11 protein-coding genes are annotated in these 16,590 nt (G+C 70.8%); 3 read left to right on the forward strand and 8 right to left on the reverse strand.

Annotation, left to right across the window (positions count from 1 at the left end; all coding sequences use genetic code 11):
• Positions 1-23: 23 nt before the first annotated feature.
• Complete coding sequence (locus AB0M73_RS07905; protein ID WP_363888315.1) at positions 24-1,121, reverse strand: enolase C-terminal domain-like protein; 1,098 nt, start codon at positions 1,119-1,121, stop codon at positions 24-26.
• Positions 1,122-1,201: 80 nt separating this feature from the next.
• Complete coding sequence (locus tag AB0M73_RS07910) at positions 1,202-1,960, reverse strand: FCD domain-containing protein (protein WP_363888317.1); 759 nt, start codon at positions 1,958-1,960, stop codon at positions 1,202-1,204.
• Between the two features lie 230 nt (positions 1,961-2,190).
• Between AB0M73_RS07910 and AB0M73_RS07915 the strand changes: the two genes are divergently transcribed.
• Positions 2,191-2,616, forward strand: coding sequence for a cupin domain-containing protein (locus AB0M73_RS07915; protein WP_363888320.1), 426 nt, complete (start codon positions 2,191-2,193; stop codon positions 2,614-2,616).
• On the opposite strand, the gene AB0M73_RS07920 is transcribed toward AB0M73_RS07915, so the two are convergent.
• From AB0M73_RS07920 to AB0M73_RS07940, 5 genes are all read right to left on the reverse strand, one after another.
• On the reverse strand, positions 2,613-4,934 hold the full coding sequence (locus tag AB0M73_RS07920) for a hypothetical protein (protein WP_363888322.1): 2,322 nt from the start codon (positions 4,932-4,934) through the stop codon (positions 2,613-2,615). The genes AB0M73_RS07915 and AB0M73_RS07920 overlap by 4 nt on opposite strands.
• A gap of 66 nt (positions 4,935-5,000) precedes the next feature.
• Positions 5,001-8,432 carry a carboxylic acid reductase gene (gene car, locus AB0M73_RS07925; RefSeq protein WP_363888323.1) on the reverse strand — a complete coding sequence of 1,144 codons (3,432 nt, stop codon included), beginning with the start codon at positions 8,430-8,432 and terminating at the stop codon, positions 5,001-5,003.
• A 413-nt stretch (positions 8,433-8,845) separates the two neighbouring features.
• On the reverse strand, positions 8,846-9,244 hold the full coding sequence (locus AB0M73_RS07930; protein ID WP_363888325.1) for a hypothetical protein: 399 nt from the start codon (positions 9,242-9,244) through the stop codon (positions 8,846-8,848).
• Positions 9,245-9,453: 209 nt separating this feature from the next.
• Positions 9,454-10,053, reverse strand: coding sequence for a class I SAM-dependent methyltransferase (locus AB0M73_RS07935; RefSeq protein WP_363888328.1), 600 nt, complete (start codon positions 10,051-10,053; stop codon positions 9,454-9,456).
• 99 nt (positions 10,054-10,152) lie between these two features.
• Positions 10,153-13,860, reverse strand: a complete 3,708-nt coding sequence (locus AB0M73_RS07940) for an ALF repeat-containing protein (protein ID WP_363888331.1) — start codon at positions 13,858-13,860, stop codon at positions 10,153-10,155.
• Positions 13,861-14,138: 278 nt separating this feature from the next.
• On the opposite strand from AB0M73_RS07940, the gene AB0M73_RS07945 reads away from it, so the two are divergent.
• Both AB0M73_RS07945 and AB0M73_RS07950 read left to right on the forward strand, forming a co-directional pair.
• Positions 14,139-14,639, forward strand: a complete 501-nt coding sequence (locus AB0M73_RS07945) for a hypothetical protein (protein WP_363888334.1) — start codon at positions 14,139-14,141, stop codon at positions 14,637-14,639.
• A gap of 19 nt (positions 14,640-14,658) precedes the next feature.
• On the forward strand, positions 14,659-15,777 hold the full coding sequence (locus AB0M73_RS07950; protein ID WP_363888336.1) for an epoxide hydrolase family protein: 1,119 nt from the start codon (positions 14,659-14,661) through the stop codon (positions 15,775-15,777).
• Here AB0M73_RS07950 and AB0M73_RS07955 read toward each other — a convergent pair.
• Complete coding sequence (locus tag AB0M73_RS07955) at positions 15,768-16,532, reverse strand: alpha/beta hydrolase (RefSeq protein ID WP_363888339.1); 765 nt, start codon at positions 16,530-16,532, stop codon at positions 15,768-15,770. The genes AB0M73_RS07950 and AB0M73_RS07955 overlap by 10 nt on opposite strands.
• Positions 16,533-16,590 lie beyond the last annotated feature (58 nt).

Raw genomic sequence — 16,590 nt, forward strand, 5'->3', positions numbered from 1 at the left:
CTTCGGGGCGGGGTGGAAAACGATCAGGCGGCGCGCTCCACGTACGGCGACAGGGTGGCGCCGTAGCCGAATTCGGCGGGCAGCGCGATGCCGGGCGAAGTCGGGGCGTGGACGAGCCCCTCGGCGTCCACGTGGCGTTCCCGCCGGACGGACGTCGACGTCACCAGCGACTCGTAGTACGTGGTGTTCGGGATGGCCATGCACAGGTGGTGGTTCGGGATGTCCGAGCCGTGCACCTCCGCGCGCAGCCGATAGGCGTCGGCCAGGTGCGCGGTCCGCATGGCGCCGGTGATTCCGCCGCGCAACGTCGTGCCGGTGCGGACACCGAACGTGGCGGCCCCGGCGGCGATGAAGTCGCCGGAGTTCATGTGGGCGCCGTCCGAGGTCTCGGCCACCAGCAGTGGGACCAGGACCTGTCGGGCCAGCTGCCGGTAGGCCGTGATGCTGAACTCCCGCATCGGTTCCTCGTACCAGAGGTAGTCGGCCTCGGTCAGCGCCTGTCCTAAGTAGACGGCGTCGGGCAGGTCGAATCCGGCCGATCCGTCGTACATCAGCGGCACCTCACGGCCGACGTGTTCCCGCAGCGCCAGGCACAGCGCGGCGTCACGGCGGGCGTCGCCCCAGGCGTGCAGCTTGATGCCGCGGTAGCCGAGCTTGAGGCACTGGTCGGCGACGTCGAGGAATTCCTCGGTGCTGTCGAAGGTGGACGTCGAGGCGTAGGCCGGGATCGAGTTGCGGTAGCCGCCGAGCACCTGCCACACCGGCTGGTCGTACAGGCGGCCGGCGAGGTCCCAGAGCGCGATGTCCACCAGCCCCAGCGCGGGCAGCGGCAGCTCGTGGATGCGGTCCAGCTCCCACATGCGGTGCCAGATCCACTCGCGCCGCAAGGGATCCTGGCCGATCAGCTCATCGCGGAACACCCGGTCCACCAGGTCGTCCAGCAGCACGCCCGCGCCGGGCCGGGCGAACAGGGCGACGCCCTCGACGCCCTCGTCGGTGCCGATGCGCAGCACCGCGCCGTCGCCCTTGGCCGGGCTGCCGGCGAGGCCGTCGCGCCAGTGGAAGGGCGGATCCGTCGGCGGGACCTGGATCCGGTGTGATTCGACGTGCGTGATCTTCAATGTCTGTCCAGTGTGGAGTGTTTCGGGCAGGGGGCATCGCCACACCGCGGCCACGGCGTGGTCGTTCTGGCGTTGTCAGGTCAGTCGTCCATCTTGAACATCCGGTTGCGGATCTTGCGTTCGAACTGGCGCTGCGTGGTGTCGATGTGGGCGGCCATCAGCTGCACCGCCCGGTCCGGGTCGCCTTCGGCGATGGCCTCGGCAATCGCCACGTGCTGCCGGCCGGCCACCTCCAGGGAGCCCGGCACGTCGCCGTGGAAGAGCAGGGTGTCGGTCTGGAGGGCGAAGCGGCGGACGTTCACCACGTCGGCCTGGAGGAAGATGTTGTCGGCGGCGATCGCCACCGCGTCGTGGAACCGCTTGTCCGCGTCCGCGAACTCCTGGGCCCGCTGCTCCGCGCCCGCCGTCAGCGATTCCTCGGCGGTCTCGCGGATCTTGCGCACCTGGATCGGCGTGGCCAGCGAGGCCGCCCGGCGGGCCGTCTCCGTCTCGATCAGCCGGCGGAAGTCCAGCAGCATCGACACGTGCGCCATGTCCGTCGGCTGGAAGTGGGCCAGCTCCTCTTGCGCCGCCGTCTTGTCCGCCGCCACGAAGATGCCAGCCCCGCGCCGGACGTTCAGCCTCCCGATCGCCGCCAGCACCTTCACCGCCTCTCGCATCTGGTTGCGGGTCGTGCCCAGCAGCTCGGCCAGCCCCTGCTCGGTCGGCAGCCGGTCGCCCGGGCGCAGGTTCTGCTCCGCGATGTGCTGGAGCAGCCGCTCCGCCACCAGCTCGTACCCCGGCCGGTACCGCTCCCCGCCCGTGCCGTCCTCCTGGCGTGCCGCGCTGTCCCCCACCATCAACCCCTCGTCCGTGGATGAAGCAGATTCATTGCCGATGAGTATGAACGATCGCCGGCCAGACGCAAGCCCTGTCGCAATGAGTATGATTAATCCGGAGGGTGATCGCCGGTTCACCGACCGGCGCGGGTCCGCCCGAAAGGACAGAGACCGCCCGAAACCAGCGCCTCGTCACGCGCCACTTGCTTCACTGTCCGCGATCAGGACCGTCTATGAGGAGCCCGATTCCCATGCGCAGAGCCCTGCTGGCCACCGCTTTCTTAGGCCTGTCGGCCGTCTTCCTGCCGGCGACCGCCCACGCCACCCCCGGCCACGGCATCACCGCCATCACCGTCTTCGACCACGTCGCGGGCGACACCGACTACGTGTTCAAGGAGATCACCATCGAGCCCGGTGGGGCCACCGGCTGGCACTACCACCCCGGCCCCGTGCTCGCGTGGGTCAAACAGGGCGTGCTGACCCACGACAAGTCCGACTGCACCCTCGACGGCGTCTACCGCCCCGGCCAGTTCATCCAGGAGCAGCCCGGCTCCGGCTATGTCCACATCGGACGCAACCTGGGTTCCACCCCCGTGGTCCTCGAGGTCCTCTACGAGGCCCCCGTCGGGCAACCCGTCGCCATCGACGCCCCCAACCCCGGCTGCGACTTCAGCTAGTTCCGCGTCAGCGCCCTCGTCAGGCCGGCCAGCACCGCGATCCCCAGGATCCAGGAGCAGACCGTGATCAGCACCGCTATGGCCTGCGCTGGAGCGGGGAAGTGGACGGCGCTGCGTTGGCCGATGCTGAGGACCGGAAGCAGCAGGTCCAGGGCGTACAGCGCCGGCTGGTAGTCGGTGGTCGAGGGCGACGGCTGGGGGAGTGGTTGTTGCGTGCGGAAGTACAGCCACCCCGCCAGCCACAGCACCCCCAGCCAGCCGGCCGCCCGCCAGGGCACATAGCCGTAGCCCACGGCCAGGTCTTGCAGCCACCCCCAGGGCTTGCTCCACAACGGCAGGTGCCGCCGACGGTGTCGTTGGCGGGCCAGCAGAACCACCCGCGAGTCGCGGTCGTTGCCGACGGTCCGGAGCATGTTGGCCAGCTGGGCGTACGGCTGCGGCCGGTAGCCGTCGGGAAGGCCGCGCCGCAGCCACACCAGCCACTGGCCGACCGGGAGTTCGACAGGCTGCAACGAGCTGTAGGTCAGCCCCTGGAGATCGAGGTTGTCGGGGTCGGGCCAGTCTTCCGGGTGGTGCTCCAGGACGCGGACGGTCGCATCGATCAGCAGGATCGGGCCGCCCGGTTTTCCCGTCAGCCACAGGGTGTCGGCGCGGGCGCGGGTGAGATCGACGGTGCCGTCGATGTTCTCGGTGACCAGGGCGATCGTGCCGGTGGCCCGGCATGGCGAGAGCGCGATCGTGCCGTGTGCGGTGAAGTCCTCGTCAGCGACGATGTCCGCGCCGACGGTCAGGTGTCGGGCGCGCAGCGCGAACTTGCCGGGATGTCGCAGCGTGGCGCCCCGCAACGACAGCTGGTGTCCTACGGTTGCGCCGTTCAGGGACATCTCACCGGTGCAGCTGAACCCGCGGCCGCAGTCGAGGTTGCGTCCGACGGTCACGCTGTCAGCTGTGAGGGCGTCGCCCTCGTTGACCAGCACAGCTCCCTCGAGAACCAGGTCGCCCGCGACACGGGCGCCGATGATGTGCAGCTCGCCGTCGACACGGCAGTGGCCGGCCATGATGTCTTTGTCGACGACGATGCCGTCGGCGAACAACGCGATCGACGCCGTGTTGGCGAACGCGGCGCGCTCGAGGTTCAGCTGCCCGCGGATGTGCGCGCCCGGCAGGCGAACCTGGCCGGTGGCGGCGAAGTCGTCGAAGAGCGCATTGCCCTCCACGACTGTCCCGTCCGCGGTGAACGCGTTCCCGTCGGGATTGGCGATGGTGGCGGAGCTGAAGGTCAGTGCCGTCGCTATGTGGGCGTTGAACAGCGAGAAGGCGCCCGTCACATGCAGGTCGGCGCCGAACATGCCACCGGGCGCGTGCAGTCCCTGCCCGCTGAACGCGTCGCCGCCCGGGCTGGACAGCACCGCGTCGCGGAGCACGACCGGACCGTCGAGCTGGGCGCTGACCAGGATGAATTCGCCTATGATGGTGCTCGCGGAGACCGAAAGCGAGCCGGCGACACGAATGCCGTTGCACTGCAACGCAGCCCCGCCGGGATTGTCGAAGATAGCGTTCGGCGCCAGGAGACTGCGACCGATGGTCGCGTCGCTCAGGCAGGTCCGGCCGACGGCGTGGAAGCCGCCGAAGGCCGTCACGTCTCCGCCGATCTGCGCGGAGTCGGCCCAGAGGGCGTCGCCGCCGGGGTTGACGAGGCTGGCGCCGGTGAGATCCAGGTTCCCCTTGACGTGCGCGCCGACCAAGCGGGTCTCACCGTGTGCACGGACGCCGTTGCACAGCATCTCGCCGCTGAATTCTGCGCTGTCCGCGCTCAGCGCGACACCTTCCGGGTTGGACAGGTGTGCGCCGCTCAGCGTCAGTGGACCGCTGAGGTGAGTGTTGTCGAGATCCAACCGGGCGGTGCAGCGCAGGCCCGCGAGGTTCAGCTCGCCGTCCGTGCGCAGCTCCTCCGCGTACAGGCCGGGGACGCGGCAGCTTCGGAGGTAGATGGTGCGGGTGCGAGCGGCGTAGAGGTTGATCTGCTCGTCGAACCAGCATTCATCGAACGCGAACGGGATGTCGATTCGGGCGTGCTCCAGGTCGAGGTCGCCGGTGATGCGGGCGCCGGAGAGTTGCAGGCTGGGGACTCGGCCTGGGAGCGGGGTGTGGGGGGTGAGGAGGAGCTCGCGGATCACCTCGGCGCGGACGGTCCTGGTCGGGCCCCAGATGTGGGTGGGGTCGGTGCCGTCGGAGCGGACGTCCACCTCGTCGCCGCGGCGGACGGAGGTCCACAGGCGGCGTTCGAGCTGGGTCCAGCGCTGACGGGCGGCGGCCATGAGAATCCCCCAGACAGAAGAGCGTCCCGGCCTGGATCATGCCAGGCCGGGACGATCACCGGGGGGCTAAACGAGGTTCAGGGAGCGGAGGTCGGCGGCGTACTTGCGGATGAGGTCGGGGGTGAGGTGGGGGATGTCCTTGTCGGGGCCGATCTTCGCCGCCTGGACGGCGGACCGGAAGCGGGTGGCGGGGACGCCGGCGCCGTTGATGGCCTCTGAAGGGGCGGCGAAGGCGTGCAACAACGGGAGCAGGGAGTGCTGGCGCTGGCGCTCGGGGAGGGCGCGGATGCCCTGCTCCAGGCGGGTGAGCCAGGCGGAGTAGGACGGGATGCGGGTGATGGGGGCGCCGGCGGCGATGAGCCAGTCGACGATGACGTCGAGGGAAATGCCGTCGGCGTGGGGGTTGAGCACGTTGAAGGTGCGGAAGGCGGCGCACGGCCCGGCGCCGATGGTGGTGATGGCCTCGGCGGTGAAGTCGACGGGGAGGCCGTCGTAGTGGGCGGGCCCGGAATCGGGGAGGTAGAAGGACTCCGGGGCGATGCCGGTGGCGATGATGCTGAGCAGCAGGCGGGTGAAGATGTCGGGGACGTTGAGCTGCCCCCGGTAACGGCTGTGCGCGAGGATCATGTCGGAGCGGAAGACGGAGACGGGCAGGGCGCAGAGGTCGAAGGCCTCGCGCAACAGGACCTCGCCGGCCCACTTGCTGGTGGCGTAACCGGTGGCGTAGCGGTCGTCCAACGAACGCGCGGGACTGGTGAGGCGGATGTCGGCGTCCTCGTCGGCGATGGTGGCGTCGCCCTCGACCACGGCGACGGTGGACAGGTAGGTGATGGGCTTGATGTGGCCGGTCAGGGCCAGGCGGATGAGCTCGGCGGTGCCGACGACGTTGGGCCCGAAAAGCTGGTCGTAGTCGAGGACGTGGTTGACCATGGCGGCCGGGTGGGAGATGAGGTCGACGGTGTCGGCCAGGCGTTGCCAGGTGGCGGCGTCGAGGCCGAGGTCGGGCTCGCCGATGTCGCCGGCCAGCACCTCCAGGTGGGCGGCGGCCAACTCACGGTAGTGGGCCAGCAGGGCGGCATCGCCGCTGTCGAAGGCCGACTCCAGGCGCGCGGCGGCGGCAGCGGCGTCACGGCCGCGGACGATGCAGATCAGCTTGCCGCCGACGGAAGACAGGCGCTCCAACCACTCCAGGCACATGAAGCGGCCGAGGTAGCCGTTGGCGCCGGTGAGCAGGACCGTCCTGATCGGACCGTCAGGGCGCGGCAAGGAGGCGGCGCCGGCGAGGGTCGAGGCGTCGATGAACTTGGCCAGCTTGAGATCGGCGGCCCGGGCCTCGGTGGCGCCGGCGCCGTGCACGGTGAGGAAGGTCGGTCGCTGCGAACCGGTCTCCACCTCCGACTCGATGATCTCGGCGATCCGGCGCAGCGTGTTGGCGGCGCTGATCACGACGCCGACCGGCACGTCGATCTGGAAGATCTCCTTGAGCAGGTTGGAAAACGTCAGCGCGGACAGGGAATCGCCGCCGAGGTCGGTGAAGTGCGCGTCGGCGGAGGGAGCACTGGACGAACGGCCGAGCACGGCCTGGGCGGCCCGCAGCACGGCGGCGAGCACCGGCTGCTGGCGGCCGGCCCGCCGCAGCTCGTCCAGCTCGCTGGCCTCCCGGTCGGCCAGCTCGACGTAGAGCTGTTCCAACCGATCCGCGTAGCGGGCCTTGAGCCGCGGCCGCATCAGCTTGCGGATGTCCGACAGCAGGCCGTTTTCCGTGGTGAAGGGCTCGGTCTCGATCAGGAAGTCGCGGGGGACCTCGTACGAGTTGAGCCCGGCCTCGCGCGCGATCTGTTGCAGCGACTCGGCGATGGCCTCGCGGGACGCGCCCTCCACGGGCACGACCACGGCCAGCAGGTAGGCGCGCTCGCTGCTGCCGTAGACGTAGATCTGCCGGACCAGCGGGCTGGTGACGAACAGCGCCTCCAGCTTGGACACGGCCACGAACTCGCCCTGGGACAGCTTGAGCACGTTCTTGCGCCGGTCCACGTACACCAGCCGGTCCGGCCCGACCTCGGCCATGATGTCGCCGGAGCGGTAGTAGCCGTCCTCGGTGAAGAACTCGCCGTTGAGCTCGGGCCGCTTGTAGTAGCCGGGAATGATGCTGCTGGTCCTCAACAACAGCTCACCGCGCGGGTGCGGGCTGTCGGTGTGGAAGTACCCCAGCTCGGGCACGTCGTCGAGCCGGTAGTCGATGATCGGCGGCCGTGCCACCACGCCGTCGATCATGATCGCGCCGGCCTCGGTCGAGCCGAAGCCGTCCCGCAGCGGGAAACCGAGGCACTCGCCGATGAACGCGCCGATCTCGGCCGACAACGGCGCGGAGCCGGTCACCGCCCACAGCACGCGGCCGCCGAGGAACGTCTCCCGCAGCCGGGCGGTGTCCTCGCCCTTGTGTCGCTGGAAAAGCATGTCGCAGATGCGGGGCACCAACATCAGCTCGGACGGGCGCGCCAGCTCGATGTCCTCGAACAGCGTGGACAGATCGCTGCGGGCCGTGAAGAAGGTGCAGCCGCCGTTGGCCAGCGACTTGACGAGCATCGCGCGGCCGGCGGCGTGGCTCATCGGCATGTAGCTCAGGCCGAGGGCGGGGTGGCCGCCGGCCTCGGGAAACCAGCCCTGCCACAGGGCGCTGACCAGCCGCGACGGATACATCGCGCCCTTGGGCGCGCCGGTGCTGCCGGACGTGTAGATCAGCAGCGCCAGCTCGTCCGGATCCCACGCGTGGGCGGGCTGGGCCGGCAGCGTGCGGCCGTGGGCGATGACGTCGGCCAGCGAGTCGAGGGCGACAGGGCGGCCGCTCTCGATCAGGCGCTGGCGCGCGGCTTCGAACTTCTCCCGCTCGTCGTCGACCTCGGGGTGGTAGTCGAACACGATCACGCGGCGCAGCGTGGCGCTGTCCTCGGTGGTGTCGATGGCCAGCTCGACCAGCTCGATGCTGGTGGCGACGATCAGCGGCTCGGCCTCGGCGACGATGGGCTTCAGGTGGCCGGCGGTGGCGCTGTTCTGCAGCGGCACGGCGACCGCGCCGCTGTGCGCGCAGGCCAGGTCGATCACCGTGTAGTCGCTGCTGGTGAAGCCCAGCGTGCAGACGATGTCGCCCGGGCTGAACGGGTGCTCGGCGTGCTGTCGCCAGTCGGCGGCGACCGCGGCGGTGCGGTCCCGCAGTTCGCGGTAGGTGATGGCGTCGAAGCGCGGCAGCAGACGCGGGGTGGTGCGGCCGGTCGCCGGATCCACGACCGGCTCGGTGGCCCGCTCGGCCAGCGCCGGGCGGTCGGCGTAGGCCGTCAGGACAGTCTCGATCTGGCGATCCAGAGTGGTGCTCGGATCCTTGATGACCGCCGTCACGGCCGGGTCCGGCACGGCGTGACGGAGTTCCTCGTCGGCGGCCAGCAGCTCCGCTAGTCGCGCGCTGTCAACGTAGGACGCGGCCTTCTCCCCAGGTAGTTGCATATACTAACTATCTACCGTTGGGTAAGCGATCGTCCACACGGCGCAACTGTGACCACCGACTCATGGTGATCGGCCGGTCACTGATGGTAACATCCTGCGCTCAGTCGCGGGCGGTGTCCCGGATGGCCTGGTCGACGTCGGCGTGCTCGAAACCCAGCGCCTCGGCGGCGATGTCGGGGTCGACGAACATGTTGGAGGCGTGCAGCCGGCCGAGTCGGGCCGGTGGAAGCCGGACCTGATGCCGGCCTTGCGTATCTGCCGCAGCTGGAGCCAGAAGTACATCGCGGTCTCCCACGGGCTCAGCTCCCACACCCGTCGCGGCGTATGGCCGCCGCCCACGGCGAGTCCGCGCAGCAGGTGCTTCCAGCTGATGTTGGCCGTGGCAATGGGGAAGTCCCCGTTCGCGCGCTGCTTTAGCGCGGCCACCGCGGCATCGGCCACTTCGGACACCGCCGCCACCGCCGTGCCGCCCGGAAACACCGCAATGTCCTTGCCTTGGGCCATCTTCTCCAGGTGTGGGCCAACACCGACCATCGGCCCGGCGTGTGCCCGAGGACGTACGGCAGCTCCAGCACGGCCAGCGACATCGCGTCACCGGCCGCGCTCCGGGCCCACGACGCCTGCTCGATCCTGCTGTGGATGTACGGACTTCCTTCGTGCACATGGGCTTCTGGGTGCTCGCGATGCAGCGTCGCGTAGAAGCTGCCGAGCAACGCCGAACGGTCGCAGCCCGCGCGGCGGGCCGCCGCCAGCAGCCGCACCACCGGTTCCACGTTGCTGGCGCGGAAAAACGCCGCCGTGTCGACGTTCAACGGAGAGGCGGCGCGCAGCCGATCACCTTGCAGCAGTACGCCTTCGGCGCGTGGCAGACGTCGCCATTCCCGGGCCGGTGAGCGCCGACGGCGGCGGGTTCACCGACTCGTTCTACCAGCCCGTCCGCAGGCTCCGCCCTGCGGCCACCCGGGTCAGTCCGCCTGTCCGTGATCTCGTTCCAGGGGCGTCCGGCGTGGCAGAGTCCTTGTCACGCCGGACGTTTCACTGCCCGCAGCACCGTGTCGTTCACGTGCGTCGTGCCCTCCGGGGCCGGCGTCGTGCGGGGCCGGGTCTCGTCGACCAGGATTTCCCAGCTGTCGTCCAGGAGTTCGGCGACCTCCGCCGGCCAGTAGAAGTCGTCCGGGTCGAACGGCCCGTCGTGCGGCAGGTCGTCGGGGGAGTGGCCCACCACCAGCAGCGTGCCGCCCGGCGCCACCGCCGCGATGATGTTGCCCAGCTGCCGTGCGTTGTCCTTGGGCAGCGGAAAGTAGTGCAGCGACACGAGATCGAACGCCTCGGCCGGCGGCGGCGTGATCCCCAGGTCCGCCCTCGTCCAGGCGATGTGGCCCTTCGACTCGGTCGCGGCCGCCCGGTCGATCGCCGTCTGGGAGATGTCGACCGCCGTCACCAGCCATCCGCGCTCGGCCAGCCACCGGGCATCCGCCCCTTCCCCGCAGCCGACATCCAGCGCCTGTCCGGGCTTGAGGTCCGTGATCTCCGTGACGAGCACCCCGTTCGGATTGCCGCTGAACAGCTGCTCCCGGCTGCCGTAGAGGTCGTCCCAGTACTGCTGGTCCATGGTCTGCATGCCTGGAACCTGCACCAGCACCGGTAACGCCGGCAAAGTTATTTGCCGAAACAGCAACGTCGGGTGGCCGCCGCGAACGACGACCACCCGACGGGCTGCTTACTTGAATTCCAACCGCACATCGACACCCGGGTGCGCCTGCCGCCAGGCGGCCACGGCGTCCTCGATGGCCTTCCGGAAGCCGGGTTCGACGCCGGGCGTTTCCATCCGGATGCCGATCGGCGCGTTGCCGTACTCGTCCGAGACCTTCGTGCCGTCATCCAGGTAGCCGTTGTTCCGAGCGTCGAGAAACTTGTCGAGCTTGCCGGTCACGTTGTCCTTGACCCATTTGGCGGTGGTGTCTTTCCCGGTGATGCGATCGATCGCGTTGACCGCACCCTTGTTCTCCCACAGCACCCCGCCGTCGATGTGATCGAAGTCGGTGATCGGGTTGCGGCCACTGCGTTGTGGACTGGTGTAGACCCACTCCCCTTCTTTGCCCTCGAGCGAGCCGCTGTGGGTCGCCATGTTGCCGAGGTCCTTCTGGGCGCCCTTGAGGCCGTCGATCAACAACTTCACGCCGGCCGCGCTGAGACCGGCGCCGGCGACGACGTGGGGGCCGCCGGTGAACACGCAGGCGATCAGGCCGCCGGTGCCGCCGATCGCGGCGCCCGGGAGCGCGCCGATACCGAACTCGGGCAGGCCGGCCAGCGCGCCGACCGTGGCGCCGGCCGCCATCTCCTCGCCGCACAGGGCGAGGCCGCCGGCGACCTCGGTCGCCCCGGCCAGCGCGAGCCCGGCCCCGCCGCCGACCTCGATCATGTGTTGGAGCAGGGCCAGCAGCTCACCGGCGTGGTCGCGGATGTAGTCCACCGACGCCGTGGCCATCTGGTCGATCATCTGGAGCAGCTGGTCGGCGGTGTCGATCAGCGCCTGGAGCTCGGGGTGGTTCTTGAGCGCGGCGGCCGCGGCGTCGCGCATCTTCTGCACTTCGTCGCGGACGCTGGTGACCGACGCCCGGGCGGTCTCCTCGGCCTTCTTCTCGCTGACGGCGCTCCACGCCTGCGCGCCGGCGATGCTGGCCAGTGCGGCGGCGTGGCCGGCGGTGATGGAGTCGGCGAACGCCTGTGAGGCGGAAGCCTGGGCCTGCCAAGCGAACTGGTTGGCCGTGGCCGCCGAGTGGGCCGCGGACGCCGCCGAGTTCTTGGCGGCGTCCGCGCTGCCCTGGGCCGAGGCGGCGGCGTCGCGAGCCTGCTGAGCCGACGAAGCGGCGTCGGCGGCGGAGACGGCGGCGTCGTCGGCGGACTTCTGAGCCGCGGCGGCGGCCTGGTCGGCCTTGGCGGCGGACTGCTTGGCCTGGTCGGCCCAGTAGGTGGCCTGGTCGGAGGCCTTGTGGGCGAGGGCGGCGGCCTGGTGGGCGAGGTTGGCGTTGCGCTTGGCGTTGGCGGCGGCCTGGGAGGCGTTGGCGAGGTAGCCGGCGATCTCCGCGGTGTGCTGGGCGGCGTCGGCGTCCCGCAGCTGAGCCCCGTACTGGCCGACCTTGAGGAACTGCTGGACGTACGACCACGGCCCGGACAGGGCGGCGTTGGCGGCGGCCCGGACCTCGGGCCCGCCGGCGTTGAGGATCAGCTGCGTGGCGGCGCGGTCGTCGGCCTCGGCGGCCTGGAAGCGGCCGGCGACCAGGAACTGCTGGAGGTCGTCGGGCGTGCCGGACAGCGCCTGGTTGGCGGCGGCCTTGGTGATGGGGCCGCCGCTGTTGAGGATGCGCTGCACGGTGATGCGGTCGTCGTCGGCCTTGCCCTGGTACGCCCGGGTCAGCAGGAACTGGTTGACCTGGTCGTGGGTGCCGGTCTCGACGGCGTGGGCGGCGGTGCGCTGGGCCGGCACGAGGGAGGCGCCGGCGGCGACGGACAGGCTGAACCGGTCGTCCCGCTCGATGGCGGCGGCCAGCCCGGACTGCACGAAGGTCGTGACGTCGGCGGTGGAACCGCCCAGCGCCGCGCGGGCGGCGAGCCGGACCTGGGGGCCGGCGTTGTGCCAGAGGCGGGCGGCGGCGCGGCGGCCGTCGGAGGCGGCGACATCGGGCGCGGTCGCCGGGTTGACGGCCTCGGTGACCAGGGCCTGGGACTGCTGGTCGATCTGCTCGGGCTTGCCGACCTGCCAGATCGCGGTGACGGCCTGGTCCAGCTCGTCCTGCTTGGCCTGGGCGGCGTCACGCATGCTCTGCGACTGCTGCTCGGCCAGCCGCTCGGCGTCGGCCCGAGCCGCCAGCTTGGCGGTGTTCGTTGCCTGGTCGGCGGCGCGCTGGGCGATGGTGGCCTCGACGTCGGCGGCCGCGGCGGCGGCATCGGCGCGATCAGTGGCGCCGGCGGCTTCGCCGGCGTGTTTGGCGGCGTCGTCGGCGGCTACGGCCGCGGCGTCGGCATGCGTTGCCGCGTCCAGGGCCGACTGCCGGGCCACCGCGGCGTCGTTGGCGGCGTCGTTGGCCAGCGCCGTCGCGACGCCGGCGGCTCGCTTGGCCTCGTCGGCGTTGCGCTGCGCGCGGTCGGCGGCGGCAGCGGCCTGGGCCGAGCTCGCGCCGGCATTCGACGCCCATGAACCCGCGTCACGGGCTGCGGCGGCCGCGGCGGCGGAGTCACCGGCGGCGGCAGCAGCGGCATTGGCCGCGGCGGTGACCTGCTGGGTGGCGGCGATGGCGTGGCTCACCGCGTCGGCGACGGACCGCGCGCCACGGGCCGCATCGCGCGCGGCCGTGGCGGCGTTGCTCGCGGCGACGGCCTTGCCCTTGTCGTTGGCGGCGTCCGCGGCGGCACTGCGGGCGTTCGCGGCGGCCTGACCGGCCTTCGACGCCGCCCACGCGGCCTGGCTCGCGGCGTTCGAGGCCTCGCGGGCGGCGTTGGTGGCGGCCTGGGCCGAGCGGATCGCCGTCTGCGCGGCCTCCGCCGCACGGGTGGCGGCACTGGCGGCCCGGGACGCGGCATCCGCCGCTTGGGCGGCGGACCCTTGCGCCTTCTTGGTCTCGTCGGCCGCGATCACGGCGGCGGCCTTGGCCGCGGCGGCCGAGGCGACGGCCTGGCTGGCCGCGTCCTGCGCCGTCTGCAGGAACTTCGCGGACCGGCCCTCCGCGCTCTGCGCCAGCGTCGCGAGCTGCGAGACGGTCACCGTCTCCTCGTCACGCTGCTGCGCGACCTGGAACCCGTTGCGCAGGAAGTACCGCACGTCGTCGATGCTGGTGGACAGCGCCTGGTTGCCGGCGAGTTTCACGTTCGGGCCGCCGGGGTTCACCAGCAGCTGCACGGAAATCCGGTCGTCGTTGTCCTGGGCCTGCTGCCAGCCGGTGTCCAGGAACGCCAGCTGGTTGTCGACCGTGCCGTTCAGCGCGGCGTTGGCCGCCTGCTTGACGGCGGGGCCGGTCGCCGCCGTCTGGAGACGGCTGATCTGGATCCGGATGTCGTCCTTCCACGCCTGCTGCCAGCCCGTGGCGAGGAACGTCCGCACGGCGGCGATGTCACCGCTCAGCGCGGTGTTCGCCGCCTGCTGCGTGGCCGGGCCGCCGGTGTTGAGCATCTGCTGCACCGAGATGCGGTCCTGCGTCTCCTGCATGAACGGCAGGCGCGTACTGACGAAGGTGTGCACGTCGTCGTCGGTGCCGGTCAGCGCGGCCTCAGCGGCATTCGCGATGACCGGGCCGCCGTCGGTGATCAACGACAGCAGCTGTTGGCGCTCGGACGGTTCAGGGGTGTCGGCGGCGGCCGAGGGCACGGTCACTGCGCCGATCGCCAGCGTGGCGGCCAGCACCGTGCCGATCGCTCTGGTCAACTGTCTCATGGATGCTCGTGCCCTCCGTTGGAACGCGGCAGAAACCGAGGCGTGGCAACGGATCGCCGGCCCAAAGGCACGCGGGTCCCCGACGTGGATCCCCCCACTCCTCCCCGTGGCGGATGCTAGTTCACAACCGCGTGATCTGGGAGTTCTTGACTCTTGACCGACCAGCGCTTTAGCTTGGGCACGTCGTCGCGGATGAGGGGGGCGGGCGTCGGCAGGGGGATCTGATCTTCTGCTGCCGTGTCGTGCCGTCTCGACAGGACAGGAGTGGACCAGCCACCATGCGAGCCTTTGCCCGTGTACTCGTCACGGCTGCCGTCGTCGGCACGGTGGCCGCGCTGTCCGTCGGGGCCGGTGTGGCGCAGCGCCAGTCGGCCCAGGACGCCGGTGACACCGGCCTCGTCGAGGACTACACCTATCCCGGGGCGGACGCCATTCTCGCCAACCGGGGCATCAAGCTGATCAGCGGCGACGGCCACCTGGTCATGGTCGACTGCGTCAACGTCACGGGCCTGATCGAGGTGCACGCCTTCAACGCGGGCGACCACAGCGCCGACCCGGGGCACTACTGCTTCCAGGTGCTCGGCTCGTCCGGCGAACTCAAGCTGGAGCTCACCGACGCCTACCAGGTCAAGGGCGACAACCACACGGTGCAGGCGACCATCTCGGTCAATGGCCAGAGCAGCACCGTGCCCGTCGGCAAGGGCACCTGGACCGGCATCGGCGTCGGCACCGGCGGCTCCGACCCCGCGACCCTGCTGGAGCTCAAGGCGTCCGCGTAGGACGGATTAGGCTGGGAGCATGCCCAGCCCCGAGCCGTTCGAAGCCCACGCCACCGCCGAGCAGCTGGAAGATCTCCGCGCCCGCCTGCGAAACACCCGTTGGCCGGACGCGCCCGAGGACGCCGGCTGGTCACTGGGCACGGATCTTGACTATCTCAAGGGCCTGGTCGAGTACTGGGCGGACGGTTTCGACTGGCCGGCGGTCGAGGCGGAGTTGGCCAAGCTGCCGCGGTTCCAGGCCGAGGTCGGCGGTCACCGTATCCACTTCGTGCACGCCAAGGCCGCGTCCGAAGGGGCGCTGCCGATCGTGCTCACGCACGGCTGGCCGGACTCCTTCTGGCGCTACTCCAAGGTGATCCGGCTCCTCACCGACCCCGAGGACCCGGCCGACGCCTTCGACGTGGTGGTGCCGGACGTGCCGGGCTTCGGCTACTCCGGCCGGCCGGGCCACGCCCTGAACTCGGCACAGGTGGCCGGACTCTGGGCGGAGCTGATGGAAACCCTGGGCTACCCACGGTTCGCCGCGGGCGGCGGGGACATCGGCAGCCACGTGAGCCGGTACCTGGGCCTCGACCACCCGGACCGGGTCGTGGCCGTGCACCGGACGGACGGCGGACTCCCGATCTACCAAGGAGATCCGGCCGACCTGACCCAGGCGGAGCGGGACTGGATGCAGGCGGTCGCGGCTTGGGGAGGGACAGAGGGCGCCTACGCGGCGATGCACCGGACGAAGCCGCAGACGGCGGCGGCCGGCCTGACCGACTCGCCGGCCGGCCTGGCCGCGTGGATCGTGGAGAAACTCCGGTCCTGGAGCGACGACTTCGACCAGACCTACACCATGGACGAGGTCCTCACGAACATCACGATCTACTGGCTGACCGGGACGATCGGCTCCTCGATGCGCATGTACAACGCGAACGCGGCGATCCCGCCGGCCCAGCTCGCCCGCCGCGTCGAGGTGCCGTCCGGCTTCTCGCTGTTCGCCGGGGACGTGGTCCTGCCGCCGCGGGCGTGGCTGGAGCGCACGACGAACCTGGCGTACTTCAACGAACTCGACCGCGGCGGCCACTTCGCGCCGTTCGAGGAGCCCGAGTTGTACGCGGCCGAGCTCCGGAAGTTCTTCCGTCCCTACCGGTAGCTCTCGACGAACTCGGTGAGCCGCTGCCCGAGCCGTTCCGGCGCCTCGACCGGGACGGCGTGGCCGACGCCGTCCAGCACCTCGACGGCCAACCCCTCCGTGCGCAGATAGTCCAGCGACACCAACTGATCCTCGCTGCCGTGCAGCACGAGCAGCGGCCGCCCCAAAGTCGCCATGGCCGCGAGCTCGTCGACGACCCGGCCCTCCGCGACGCTGGCGGCGAGGCCGGTGCGGGCGGCGGGGTCGGTGGCGAGGATGTCCGGCACGAACACCTCGGGCGACACCGACGACTCGGGCGACAGCATGGCCGCCGCATACGCCGCGGCCTCCTCGGCGCTGACCTCGCCCTGGAAGCCGACGCCGAAGGCGGGATTCGGCAGGAAGCCCCGGGACAGCGACTCGGGCGTCGCGATCGGCGGCGTCCCCATCAGTACAAAACCGGTCGCCCGGGGCAGCGAGGCGGAGGCGTGCAGCACCACGTGCCCGCCCAGGCTCCAGCCGACGACCACGGCGTCCTCGGCGTCGGCCGACGACATGAACTCCGCCAACGCCGCCGCGTGCCCGAGCATCGAGTACTCGTCGCCACGCGGCGACGCCCCGTGCCCGGGCAGATCCACGGCGAGACAACGGAATCGCTGGCCGAACGGCCCGTCGAGCAGGCCCTGCCACACGGCCGACGAGGCGGAGTTGCCGTGCACAAGAACGACGGTCGGACCGGTGCCGGCGCTGCCGCGAAACGCTAATTCGATGCCCATACCGCATCTTGGAGCACGGTGGCCGGTTGTCGACCACCGGTGCCCCAAGTCAGGTCGA

This window comes from Kutzneria sp. NPDC051319, assembly GCF_040682195.1.
In the GTDB taxonomy this organism is placed as follows: domain Bacteria; phylum Actinomycetota; class Actinomycetes; order Mycobacteriales; family Pseudonocardiaceae; genus Kutzneria.

Coding starts and splice junctions, on each gene's coding strand:
- car (WP_363888323.1), bottom strand. CDS start 8,432: ATGCAACTACCTGGGGAGAAGGCCGCGTCCTACGTTGACAGCGCGCGA.
- AB0M73_RS07920 (WP_363888322.1), bottom strand. CDS start 4,934: ATGGCCGCCGCCCGTCAGCGCTGGACCCAGCTCGAACGCCGCCTGTGG.
- AB0M73_RS07955 (WP_363888339.1), bottom strand. CDS start 16,532: ATGGGCATCGAATTAGCGTTTCGCGGCAGCGCCGGCACCGGTCCGACC.
- AB0M73_RS07935 (WP_363888328.1), bottom strand. CDS start 10,053: ATGCAGACCATGGACCAGCAGTACTGGGACGACCTCTACGGCAGCCGG.
- AB0M73_RS07940 (WP_363888331.1), bottom strand. CDS start 13,860: ATGAGACAGTTGACCAGAGCGATCGGCACGGTGCTGGCCGCCACGCTG.
- AB0M73_RS07910 (WP_363888317.1), bottom strand. CDS start 1,960: ATGGTGGGGGACAGCGCGGCACGCCAGGAGGACGGCACGGGCGGGGAG.
- AB0M73_RS07945 (WP_363888334.1), top strand. CDS start 14,139: ATGCGAGCCTTTGCCCGTGTACTCGTCACGGCTGCCGTCGTCGGCACG.
- AB0M73_RS07915 (WP_363888320.1), top strand. CDS start 2,191: ATGCGCAGAGCCCTGCTGGCCACCGCTTTCTTAGGCCTGTCGGCCGTC.
- AB0M73_RS07950 (WP_363888336.1), top strand. CDS start 14,659: ATGCCCAGCCCCGAGCCGTTCGAAGCCCACGCCACCGCCGAGCAGCTG.